Source organism: Methanobacterium sp. (assembly GCA_039666455.1).
Classification (GTDB): Archaea; Methanobacteriota; Methanobacteria; order Methanobacteriales; family Methanobacteriaceae; genus Methanobacterium_D.
This window is the reverse complement of the sequence record JAVSLW010000040.1, coordinates 18982-31543: the sequence shown is the minus strand read 5'-3', so window position 1 is coordinate 31543 and position 12562 is coordinate 18982. Positions and strand designations below refer to the sequence as shown.

The 12562-nt window shown below is 35.4% G+C and carries 10 protein-coding genes and 1 pseudogene; 1 reads left to right on the top strand and 10 read right to left on the bottom strand.

Features of this window, described 5'->3' with window-relative positions; genetic code table 11:
* From PQ963_10130 to PQ963_10100, 7 genes and pseudogenes are all read right to left on the bottom strand, one after another.
* Window positions 1-2253 (bottom strand): type I restriction endonuclease subunit R (locus tag PQ963_10130; protein MEN4030015.1); only part of this gene is annotated, 2253 nt, incomplete at its 3' end.
* Between the two features lies 1 nt (window position 2254).
* Window positions 2255-3577, bottom strand: a complete 1323-nt coding sequence (locus PQ963_10125) for a restriction endonuclease subunit S (GenBank protein MEN4030014.1) — start codon at window positions 3575-3577, stop codon at window positions 2255-2257.
* A gap of 1 nt (window position 3578) precedes the next feature.
* Complete coding sequence (locus PQ963_10120; GenBank protein ID MEN4030013.1) at window positions 3579-4394, bottom strand: ATP-binding protein; 816 nt, start codon at window positions 4392-4394, stop codon at window positions 3579-3581.
* A gap of 182 nt (window positions 4395-4576) precedes the next feature.
* On the bottom strand, window positions 4577-6046 hold the full coding sequence (locus PQ963_10115; protein ID MEN4030012.1) for an ATP-binding protein: 1470 nt from the start codon (window positions 6044-6046) through the stop codon (window positions 4577-4579).
* Window positions 6036-6937, bottom strand: a pseudogene (locus PQ963_10110) (N-6 DNA methylase). Before PQ963_10110 ends, PQ963_10115 begins: the two are co-directional and overlap by 11 nt.
* A 156-nt stretch (window positions 6938-7093) precedes the next feature.
* Entirely contained in the window at window positions 7094-7270 is a 177-nt protein-coding gene (locus PQ963_10105) for a TIGR04165 family Cys-rich peptide (GenBank protein MEN4030011.1), read from the bottom strand.
* Between the two features lie 229 nt (window positions 7271-7499).
* Entirely contained in the window at window positions 7500-8288 is a 789-nt protein-coding gene (locus tag PQ963_10100; protein MEN4030010.1) for a hypothetical protein, read from the bottom strand.
* Between the two features lie 149 nt (window positions 8289-8437).
* Between PQ963_10100 and rnc the strand changes: the two genes are divergently transcribed.
* On the top strand, window positions 8438-9091 hold the full coding sequence (rnc, locus tag PQ963_10095; GenBank protein ID MEN4030009.1) for a ribonuclease III: 654 nt from the start codon (window positions 8438-8440) through the stop codon (window positions 9089-9091).
* Between the two features lie 97 nt (window positions 9092-9188).
* On the opposite strand, the gene PQ963_10090 is transcribed toward rnc, so the two are convergent.
* The 3 genes from PQ963_10090 to PQ963_10080 all read right to left on the bottom strand — a co-directional run bounded on the left by PQ963_10090 (window position 9189) and on the right by PQ963_10080 (window position 12554).
* Window positions 9189-10331: a GHMP kinase gene (locus PQ963_10090; GenBank protein ID MEN4030008.1), complete on the bottom strand. Its 1143-nt coding sequence runs from the start codon at window positions 10329-10331 to the stop codon at window positions 9189-9191.
* A gap of 13 nt (window positions 10332-10344) precedes the next feature.
* The gene (locus PQ963_10085) at window positions 10345-11901 is read right to left on the bottom strand and encodes a trehalose-6-phosphate synthase (GenBank protein MEN4030007.1); all 1557 of its coding nucleotides are present in this window, start codon (window positions 11899-11901) and stop codon (window positions 10345-10347) included.
* A 269-nt stretch (window positions 11902-12170) separates the two neighbouring features.
* Window positions 12171-12554 (bottom strand): CopG family ribbon-helix-helix protein, encoded by a 384-nt coding sequence (locus PQ963_10080; GenBank protein ID MEN4030006.1) that lies wholly within the window; start codon window positions 12552-12554, stop codon window positions 12171-12173.
* Window positions 12555-12562: the final 8 nt, after the last annotated feature.

The window sequence follows — 12562 nt, the reverse complement described above, 5'->3', positions numbered from 1 at the left end:
TAAGAACCTTTTCTCACCATCATCTTGCTGAAGTATGTGTTCTTCAGCATTCCTTATAATCTGCATCTTCTCCATTGCTTTTGCAGTGAAGTAATCATCGTAATTGAAATTAAAGAACATATTCTGCACTATTTCGTATTTTTCAAGCATTACCGCAACTGCTTCTTCCTGATCAAGTGCTGGTTTTCCTTTACCGCCACTTTCAGTGTACTCGGAGAGTGCATTTTTAAGTTCTGCTGCAATTCCAAGGTAATCAACGATAAGTCCGCCGGGTTTATCTTTATAAACACGGTTAACCCGGGCAATGGTCTGCATTAAGCCATGGCCCTTCATTGGTTTGTCTATATACATTGTATGAAGGCTTGGAACGTCAAATCCTGTAAGCCACATGTCCCTAACGATTACAAGTTTAAAATCAGTGTCAGGGTCTTTGAATAAATCCCCTAATTCTTTCCTTCTTTGTTTTGTTCTGATGTGCTGCTGCCATTTTACAGGATCGCTTGCACTTCCAGTCATAACAACCTTAAGAAAGCCCTTATCATCCCATTCTGGTTTTAATTTGATTATTTCGCTGTAAAGATCAACACAGATCCGGCGGCTCATACAGACGATCATTCCTTTTCCTTCCATCGCCTCAAGCCGTTTTTCAAAGTGATCCACAATATCACGGGCAACACGTTTGATTCTCTTCTCATTACCAACAATAGCTTCAAATCTGGCCCATTTACTCTTTAATTTTTCCTTTCTTGCTATTTCTTCCCCTTCTGTTACATATTCAAAGTCATGGTCAATTGCAGGTCGTTTATCTTCCCTAAATTCAAGTTTTGCAAGCCTGCTTTCATAGAATATCCTTACAGTTGCTCCGTCTTCAACAGCCTGTTCAATATCGTAAATATCGATGTAATTACCGAATACATTAACGGTGTTTTTATCGCCGCGCTCAAGAGGAGTTCCAGTAAAACCAATAAAGGAAGCGTTGGGAAGTGCATCTCTCATGTATCTTGCAAATCCATCTATAAAGTCGTACTGGCTTCTATGGGCTTCATCTGCAATAACAATGATGTTTCTTCTATCAGAAAGCACGGGATATTTTCCGCCTTTCTTTTCAGGGAAGAACTTCTGAATGGTTGTAAAAACAACTCCACCAGATGAAACACTTAGAAGCTCCTGTAAATGTTCCCTCGAGTCAGCCTGAACTGGTTCCTGCCTTAACAAATCCTGGCAGCTGCTGAATGTGCCAAAAAGCTGGTCATCAAGGTCATTTCTATCTGTTATAACCACAACTGTGGGGTTATCAAGTGATAAAACAAGTTTACCGGTGTAAAATGCCATAATAAGGCTTTTACCTGATCCTTGAGTGTGCCAGACTACACCGCACCGTTTATCACCGTGAGGACTTGAGGCTTTGATCGTGGCGTTAATTGCCTTATTTACAGCGTGGTACTGGTGATATGCAGCAATTTTTTTATCTGTTTTATTTTTTTCTTTTTCAAAAACAATGAAATGTCTTAATAAGTCAAGTAGAACTTTCTTTTGAAACATTCCACGAAATAGAACGTCCATCTGAGGCATGACTTTCACTGCCTCTTTTTCGCCCTCAATGGTCTTCCAGGGCATGAACCTTTCCCATTTAGATGTTATAGTTCCTGCTTTTGCTTCAATTCCATCAGATAAGACTAAAACTTCATTAAAAGTGAATAAAGAAGGGATTTGATTTTTGTAGGTTTCAATCTGGTTAAAAGCTTTTTTAACGGTTGCTTTTTCATCAACAGGGTTTTTAAGTTCGATTACAGCAAGTGGCAGCCCATTAACAAATAAAACAATGTCTGGTCTTCTGTTGTTGTTATTTTCAATTACTGTGAATTGGTTAACGGCGAGGAAATCGTTGTTTTGGGGGTCTTCAAAATCAAAAAGATGTACAATATCGTGAACAGTGCCTTCATCTTTTCTGTATTCCACGATAACACCGTTAACGAGCATTTTATGGAATCTTTCGTTGTTAACAGGTAGGTGGGGGCTTTCAGTTCTTAAAATTTTTTTAACGGCTTCTTCTTTTGCTGCTGGTGGAATGTGTGGGTTTAGTTTGTAAATTGCATTTTGTAGCCGATCTTTGAGGATAACGTCTGAATATAGTTCTCTTTCAGGGAAATTGCCGTCTGGGGAGATGTCGGGGCCATATGCGATTTTGTAGCCGAGTTCGTGGAGGATTTCGAGGGCTGCAAGTTCGACTGCGTCTTCTGTTAATTTATTCATTTCATGCCTCTAATTCTTTTGATAATTCATGATTAGAGTTAATTGGTTTATTTAGTCTTATTTTTCCTGACATTAGTTTTGGTAAGAGTGAATCACGGATTTTAGAAAGGTTTTGGCATTCTTTAATATTTGATATTATTTGTGCAAATAGAGGACTAACTAAGTTATCAAAATTGGTCATCGTTTTTTTATCTGATAAAATCATTCTCATAAAATCTATAGCTTTTCCAGCATGTGCTATGGTTGTTTTACTAGCAGAATGCTCTTTTATAAGATCTTGTATATAACCTGTTTTTAGGAAACACCATACAAATGATTTATTAATTATACTTTTATCAGTAATAACAATTTTTCTTATACCTGTTGAGTATGATCCTCTATATCCAACAGCAACAATACCAACTGTACCATCTAAAGATAATAAAATGTCTTCTTCTTTACATATTTTACCTTTAGAGGATTCTTCCTCAATAAAAATGTTTGATACCCTTTTTCCAGATAAATCACCGACTCTTAAAAAAGGGATCATACTCTCTTGTTGATACTTAAAATAATTTTTACTACCTGGCTCAATTCCTCTTTCAAACTTAACATAATCTTTTAAATCCTTTACTTCCCAACCTTTAGGTATCTCCCCAAGCTCAGAATCAACCATTTCGCCACCACTTGATTTATACGGTTTGCCTTCTTCATCTGGGAATTCAAAGTCAATGAACCAGTGCTTGAAAATTGCCTGCCCGATTTTTTCGAGGGTCTGGTTCATTTTCTGGTTGAGTTCGATTTTATTGTCTAAAGAAGAGAGAATTTCAGCTACTCTTTTTTGTTCTATTATTGGCGGAAATGGAACATTTAATAAATCAAAAGTATTCGTAGTTATTGTATCAAACGTGGATCCATGAGTGGTTTGTTTTAAAATATTTAAACTAAATTTAAGTAGATAATAAAGAAAATCATTATTAATTAATTCTTTTTTAGCCTTAAGTCCATAACAAGATTGGTTAAATGCCATATCTTGACCTAATTGGGCAATAGCACCTACAGTTCCCCTTGCAGAGATAATAATATCTCCTTTTTTTAATAACTTTGTTGAACTGTTTTCTAATCCTAGCTTTGAAATTGTTTTTTCAGTAAACTCGACAGTTCTAAAGTTATTATTAAAATCAACGACTGAAAGCCAAGGTATTCCTCCATTCCAATATTCAGGAATGCTTGTTTTTGGAGTTCCTCCGCCTATTATTTCAATTAGATCAGAAAATTTTCTTAACCCCCAATCTTCAGGAATCAATCCTATTTCAGTTTCTTTAAATCCTGTTTTATTAGTCATATTATCGTACAGTAATCAAATTTTCAATGATCTTCTTTTTTCTTTCAATCATTTTAATAATGACGTCCTCAAAATCTTCTTCAGGGTAGTTGGGGTTTTTTTCTTTCATTATACCCAAAGAAATGTTCCTTACCTTCGAAGAAAGTGTAGATACAATCTCAAATACAGATGGTGACATATAATATTCATCAACAAAAGAATATAAGACCTTTAATTGTTGAATATGTTCTTTAAATTCGTCTTCGGCAGTAGTACTTACATTAGTATCCAATCTTCTATTGAGTATTTTTTTAACTTCTTCATGAGTTGCTTCTTCAGTGTTAGTTTTACCCCTATAATATATTTTATTTTTGTATAGTACAGTGTCATATGATTTTAATGAAATAAAAGGCAAATATTCTGGAGTATCTTCAACTATTAATACTTGAAACTTTTTATTTTTTATTTTATCCCATTCTACATCATTTCCATATACAAAATCCAATATTTCATACTTTAAATCTGATGGCAAATAATTTGCAAGTTTGGATTTAATATTTGTCTTATCTTTTAAAGGATCAATACCAACTGGTGTTAGGCTTTTATCTGTTTCTTCTTTCACACCAATTATTAATGCTCCTCCCCCTGAATTAGAGAATCCTAAAACATCTTTAGCAACTTTAGAATCTTCTTGCCATATTTCTTTAAAGTCAATATGCGGATATTCTCCAGTACTTTGTTTTATAAATTCTCTAAACTTTATTCTATCAGGATCTTCAACAAGCTTCGCGAATTCTTCTTTAAAACCCTTAACCTCTTTAAACCCTGTTTTTTTCATGTTTCTACCTTATTATATTTTTAGACTTAAATGTCAGCAGCTAATACCTACTACCCCTACCCCTTGCAAAATTTTCATGTTTTTATAAATGGGACATTTAATAGGGACATTTTAACATTTAATGAGCCACTAAAAAATAGGTCATTAAATAGGACATTTTTCCAATTAATAGGACACAAATTTTAACTTGCTTTATATTTCGTTGCTCTTCCTGATCCAATCCTACGAATCTGTTTAAGATCTAATAATTTTTTAAGATCCCTTGAAGCGGTTCTTCTCTCCAAATTAAATGTTTTTTGATATAAACTATTGGTAAAAGTTATGTTTTCATTAACCATCATTTTCAAAGCTTCAATTTGCCTGTCATTCAAACCTAACTCTTTTAAATCAGTCATCTGCTCATCAGGAATATCATTTACCAGATCAAGAATATTCTCGCCAGGCCCATAGAATCGCACAACAAAGAAATCTCCTTCTTCCTCAAATTCTGGCTCTTCAAGGCCGTGTTTTCCCATCAAATTCTTCATTTTTATAATTCCAGTACCATATCGTTCCATATACATGGTTTCTTTAAAAATTGAACAGATCTTCTTATTTCGGGTGGCATGCTTCCCTTCAAGCTTGCGGATGTTTAAACCGGGTAAAAGCCCTCCTGGGTTACTTATCTCAACTCTATCGTCAAAAATGGAAAACATAATTGATGATTCATCACGATCATAGTCCCTGTGAGCTATTGCATTAATTAAAGCCTCTCTTACAGCTTCATATGGATACTCAGGTATATCAACACGCTTAAATCCCACAATTTTATTTGCAAGACGTGTATTTCTTTTAAAAAAGATTTCTGCCTCATCAAGCATTTCATATATCCTTCCACTTATCTCTTTGCTGTCAATGGTCTGGAGTCTTGTTACACCGTTAAAACGCACCATTTTTATCTCACTTTGGGGGATAAATTCAGCAGGATCTTTCCCAAAAAAGAGCAAACCAGTATTTGTTGGTTTAAATTCGCCGTCAACTTCCTTTACAACCTTTAAGATGTCAACAAGAAAATCTTTTACTGGTCTTGAGGGAACGCCCAGATTTAATTCAGTGGCTCTCTTTTCTAAGAAATCTTTCACTGAATCCTCATTAATATCATCATAACCTGCATCAAAACATACTGCCATATCAAATGGTTCACTACGTATTATATGCTTATCATAAAGGTATAAAGTAAGACTGTCTTCAACATAGCTTTTTAAATCATCTAAGCCATCAAATCGCTTGTATGTGGCTAAATTCTTTATATTCTGGATAAATTTCTGTGTTTTATCTTCTCTATTTGCATCGGATTTTCCTTTTATAAAAATAAGTCTTTCATTATGTGGATTTGTGTTGATAAATGTTTGAAATTCAAGTTCAGTTGGGGATAAGCCAGCATCATTGGGTTCTCCATAAACGTTGCCGATAAGCCCAATATAGATATCGCTCTTTTCCACTTCATCAATGTAAGTAGAAACAGGGTCTTCACCCTTTGCAGGCAAGTCTTCAAAGAGAAACACATCAAAATGATTATTTAAAATATGATTGTTGGTTATAACTTCCTTAACTGCAAAACGTTCTTCCTTTAACTCTGTCTGATTCCCACTAACGAACAATTTAAATTTCATAACCTATCATCTGCAAGTTCTCTATAATATCCTTTTCGAGTTTTTCAGATTCCTTAAACTGTTCCCCAAGTTCTGCTGTGAGCTTCTTCATCTTCTCCTCAAAAACTTCGTCATCTTCCTCTTCAATCTCCACTCCAACATACCTTCCAGGAGTTAAAATATGCCCGTGCTTCCGCACTTCATCAATGGCCACAGACTTGCAGAAACCCCTAACATCTTCATATTCTCCGCCTTCACCTCTCCAGGCATGATAGGTATCAGCAATTTTTGCTATATCATCATCAGTTAATTCCTTGTGTGTTCTATCAACCATTATGCCCATTTTACGGGCATCAATAAAAAGAACCTCCCCATTTCTATCTCTAAACTTACTATTTGTTTTATCTCGTGTAACAAACCATAAACAGGCAGGAATTCCCGTATTATAAAATAACTGTGACGGTAAAGCAACCATACAGTCCACAAGGTCGTTTTCAACTATTTTTTCCCTTATTTTACCTTCTGTCCACCAGCAGACATGGATCCATTAGCCAGAACAAAACCAGCGATCCCAGTTGGGTTTAAATGATGTATAAAATGCTGCACCCACGCAAAATTAGCGTTCCTTTTGGGTGGTACGCCGTATTTCCACCGAACATCATTTTGTAGAAGTTCTCCTCTCCAGTCTTTATCATTAAAAGGTGGATTTGCAAGGATATAATCAGCTTTAAGATCTTTGTGCATGTCCTTATGAAAACTGTCTTCCCACTGGATATTTGCATCAATTCCCCTGATTGCAAGGTTTATTTTGCACAGTCTCCAGGTTGTCTGGTTTGATTCCTGCCCAAATATGGAAAGTTCTCCTTTTTTACCTCCATGAGCTTCAAGGAACTTTTCACTTTGAACAAACATACTCCCAGAGCCGCAGCAGGGGTCAAAAACCCTTCCTTTGTATGGTTCTATCATTTCATGCCTATAAATCACTGAGTCTTATTGTAGGTTAGTACTCATTAACTATTAATGTTCTGATATTTTGCAGTCGTGTTAATAAAGATGAACCTGAAAAAATTAGCCGAAGATGTATCCACACTCACTGCAGCGGAACTTGGATCCTTCAGGGGCTCGGCATCCAGTATTTTTGTATTCTATTCCAATAATTGGCCCAGAATGATCATCAGACCTGATTATATGTTTATCCTTACAGCCGCATTTAGGGCATACAGTGCATAGTTCTTCTGTTTTCACTTTCTTCTCCTCACTATCTTTAACCTGAATGATGTTCGGGTATTCCCGAATGTATTTTATATCCAAACTATTGTATATATTTTGTGTCTGCTCCTATGAAACTGATATGTTCTCATGTTTGCAGTTATTAAGAATTCATTTTTAAAAAATCAGTTATCAATTATTGATCAGGTGTCTGTTTGTGTGAAAATTAATGAGACACCATGTTTTAAATTTTAATTCCAAAATTCTATATTTTAATATTATCAACAGCATTTATGAAATTATTAGCATATCTTTCTGTAGCTCCATATGGTTCATAAAGATAAGTTTCATAAACAACAGATGGCGTTCCTGCATTAATTAATGGAATAGTAACATATTTAGGGCTTGTCTGAGAAGGAGGATTGTAATATACAAATCCTGGTAATTTATCCTTTATCTTAAGTGCAACAGATTTAGATTTTCCATCTTCCAGGGGGGCAAAGACAAACCACTTTTCCCTGTAATTTCCCCGATTAGAATGTATATCCAGGGCTAAATTATAATTTTGATGGATTATATGGTTAACAGCAAATTTACTGGCCAGTAGCTGCCCATTCATTCTTCCTTTATCATAATCCTGGGCATCTTTAGTAACAGTAATCCTGTAAATATAGTAGCAGTAATTTAAGGATTTTTGGCGGCTTTTAATTGATTCAACAGCTGCTTTATGAGAATTAGATTCAAGAGGATGCACACCCACTATAACTGCAATTTTAACTGGAGAGTTTGAGTTACCAAACGGCCCCTCTACAGTTACTTTACCATAATCGGTACTTCCAAGGATTTTTTCGGATATAACTGGAGTATTAGGAATATTTTTAGAATTATCAGAAATATTTAAACGGGAATCACTGATGTTACCAGAATCAGAGATGAAATTACTCTCATTTAAAAAATTATCCTCTGTACTAATTAGATAGAATGATGCAAACGCTGTTCCTAAAAAAATGACAGTTAATGATGCTACCAGTATTATTTTGTTTCTTTTTTCCATTTTGAACCTCATTGAAGTGGAAAGTGACGTTTTTTTAAAATTTAAGCATTGAATATGTTTCAATTGCAGGATCGTGGGAAACGGATATTTCACTGATTTTTAATTAGAGGTACTAACATAAATATTTGAGTATAATATAAACAGATAATATGCAGCTACTAAAAAAATATTCAATTGAACCTGTTAATCCCCATCTCTATGAGATTGCTTTCCTTCATGAGTCCTATGCTAATGAGAATGGGTTAAGTGAATGCTATGAAAGGCTGGAATTTTTAGGAGATGCCATCATAGATCTGGTGGTATCTGAATTTCTATATAATAGCGACTCTAATTTAACAGAAGGCCAGCTAACCAGTATACGGGCTAATTACGTCTGTAAAAAAGCACTTTATACTTATTCTACTGAGCTTGGGCTGGACAAATACATAAAATATGGTGCTGGAGTGGAGTTAACCCGGAGGGAAACTGATTCTGTGATCAGTGATGCATTTGAGTCCTTTATTGGGGCGTTGTATCTGGATCAGGGACTGGACACTGTTCAGGAATTTCTTTCAAAGACGGTTATACCTCATATTAAGAATGGAGATATCTTTTTTTATGATTATAAGTCAGAATTAAAGCAGTTTTGTGATGGTGATGGGTTGGAATTGAGTTATGAATTGATAAAAGAAGAGGGGGAACCTCATGAGAAGACTTTTACTATGGCCGTTATTATTGAGGGAGAGAACTGTGGTGTAGGAAGTGGGAAGAGTAAGAAGGAAGCTGAACAGAGTGCTGCTCGGATTGGTCTGGGCAGGTTTTAGTTTTAAATTATTTTTTAATGGAGGGCTTTATTTTTCTTAGCTTCACCCAATTTAACACCAGCTTAAGTCATAAAATAGATTAATCCAATATTTTAAGTTAGAGAACGCTTACACTCCCGATATTATTAATTTCATGGCCTTTAGATCGTATTTTAAAGGGGATTTCTCTATAAATACCTTTAAGGTCCTCCTGCAACTTTTCCAGAGATTCAGGCTTAGGAGAAAATAAGAGAACTCCACCTCCTCCACCAGCGCCCAGTGGAAAAGCAGTGCAGTTACAGTTCTGGGCACGTTCCAGTAAATCCCTGGAACCTTCCATATAACCTTCACATAGTTTGGTTCGTATTTTACGGTACTTATCTATTGATTCAAGGACATGTCTCCATTTTTGTAGTCTTAGTCCTTCACGAAACCTGTAAGCTATCTTCATTTTCTTAGAAAGTAAACTGTATCCTGCTGGAGTTAAAAGAGCGTTTCTCCATGCTAAATTAACTTCTGAACTTAGACGAGGTTTTCCAGTGTGAAAAATGGCTGTCCTCTCCTCTAAAAGTGGGTAATCTTCTGGTGGAATCAGCTGAAATCTTAAAGATTCACCATAGCCTGTGCCCGAACTTCCAGGTATACCCCATGGAAACCATACATAATCAGTTACCCCTCCAAAAATAACGTTGGATTGCTCCTGTGTTCCGGTGATACTTATTCCATATCCCTGTTCAATACGGGAAGCTAATGAAATCAGTTGTATATCTGTAAATGGCCGTCCTGCTAATTCATTTGCAAGTATACATACGCCTGTTGTGGCGGTTGATGATCCGCCGAGTCCTGAAGACTGTATACCCTCTCTTAAATTTTTTAAAACAAATTTTACTCCTGAGAGATTAAATATTTCAAGTATTTTAAGCAGCCAGTTCTCCTTAACTGGAACTACTTCACCTGGACGTGCGCTGACTTCAGTTTTGTATTCAACAGATTTAACACCTATAAGTTCTGGATTAAATGGATGTGCCTCAATTCGGGTTCCAGTATCTATGGTTATGCCCACTGTTCTTGGAATATTTTGGGTCCATTTTCTTGCTGGATCATCATTTTCTGGTATATCTGGTATTTTCCAGAATGCCTGCTGAAATTCACATAAATCCAGACTGGACCCGGGGCCATCAATTCTGTTGTAGGCAATAACATGGGGCAGGGCCTTCTCTTTTTGGGATTTTTTCAAGATATCATGAAGTTGAATGGGCAACACCTTTATCTTTTTAAATGCATCTATTGAATTCATTTCCAGTGTTTTGAGAGATTTTAACTTTCTCAGGTTCTTCACCTGATTCAAGTTTTTGTCCCTCGTACATGACAGCTTCAATGTCCATTAACTGATCAGATACCCATTTATTCATGTCATTTCTTTGTATGGCTTCCCGTGCATTTTTAATCATCTGGGCTTTTGTTTCATCATCCATTAATAATGCTGTATCGATTGATTCTGCAGTTTGTCTTAGATCAAAAGGATTTATACAAATAGCTCCATTTTTCAATTCTTCATAACATCCAGCCCCTGTAGAGAGGATTAATACGCCATTATTTTCGTTTGCAACACTTCCTTCTTTGGCCACGATATTCATGCCGTCTAATATGGGATTAACCATTAAAACATCGTATCTTTTCAAAAGAGCAACTACCAGATTGTAATCTCCTCTGCATATGTATTTAATCGGTTCCCAGTGAGGTGTAGCATATTTTTCGTTGATTTCATTGACCAGATCCTTTATTTTATCGGTGTAATCTCTGTAAATCTTTATATCCTGCCTTGAAGGCATTAAGGTTGCTACAAATTTAACTTTTTCTCTCCATTCTGGATATTTATCAAGGAACATGTCATAGGCCTGGAATCCTCTGATAATATTTTTAGATAAGTCTGTTCGGTCTGTTCTGTAGATTAATTTACAGTTTCCAATCATTGCATCTACTTCTGCTTCCTTTGCAATCACTTCTGGACTTTGTGCTTGCTTTTGCATCGTTTCTATATCAATACTGATAGGATATGTTCTTACATGGCAGGTATGCCCTTTATACAGAATATCTCCTGTTAGATCATCCACAGAAGCGGCGGGTAGAATCTGTTTGATTGTTTGTAAGAAGTTGTTCATGTAGCGAGGTATATGAAATCCCAGTACATTATTTGTAAGTATGCTGTCTAATATCTTGATCTGCATGTGATTTGGAAGTTGCTGAAATATTTCAGGTGGGGGAAATGGTATATGGACAAATTGAGTCATTAAAACATGAGGATGCTGTTTTCTTATTAATTTAGGGGTTAAATAGATATGATAATCCTGTAACATTACAATCGGAGTTTTATTTGACTTAGATACTGCATCCACTATTGCATCTGCAAATTTAGAGTTTACATACCTGTATGAATCCCATGCCTGATGCAGTTCATCGTCTGCACAGGGTGAATAGGGAGGATTCCACATGGAATGATGAATAAACCAGAGCAGTGGATTGGCGAATTTGCCATTGAAGCCATTATAAATATCTTCTCTTGTTTTAATCAATCTGACATAATATTCCGGGTCTGTAAGTGGAATAGGTACTTTAGAATTGTATTTATCATTCATATACTCGTCACATTCTCCAATTGCTGAAGAAAACCAGGTACCATGAGTTTTTTCAAGGAAAGGTATCATCGATCCGACAATACCTCCTTTACCCCGTATAAGTTCAATAATCCCTTTTTCATCCCTTTTAAATAACACTGGCCCTCTGTTAGAGGCTACAATTATTTCTTTGTCTTTTAGAAACTCAAATTCCATTTTCTTGTCTCCATTAAGATTAGATGGATGGGCGTAAAATCAGAGACCAATGGAGAGTAGTATTGTTAAAGAGTGGATAACACCTCTACAATAGGTCTAACTCCCTTGCCCACTTAATAAGTGATTAAATTATTTCTATTTCAATTAAGTATTTACTATTTTGCTATTTAAACATAACAATCCCCTTTTCATAACAATCTGAGAATCAGTGATAAATCGATCATTCCTTCCATTTAAATTTGAAATATAAGCATTTTACTCTTAACCAATTAAACGACAATTAACTTAACATAATCAATTTTACGGTTTATCTGGAATTTTCTGGATATTTCTTTTATTCTTTCTGCATTTCCTTCTAAAATAAATATTTCCAGGCATTTATGTCCCTTTAAATGGCTGTGTATCTGTGTATTGATTATATCCTCAAAATCGTGTTTGATTTCAGTAACCTTATCTTCTACTTCCTGATTGTGAATCAATACAAGTATAGAATTAATATCTCCATTTAAATCTTCTTTTTCTTTACTATCAGATATTAACATTCGAGCACTGGCCCTGATAACATCAGAACGGCCTGAATAACCAGTTTCATCCTTTAATTTATCAATTTCTTCCAGCAGTTTTTCATTTAAAGAAATACTTATAATGGGCATAACCTGTA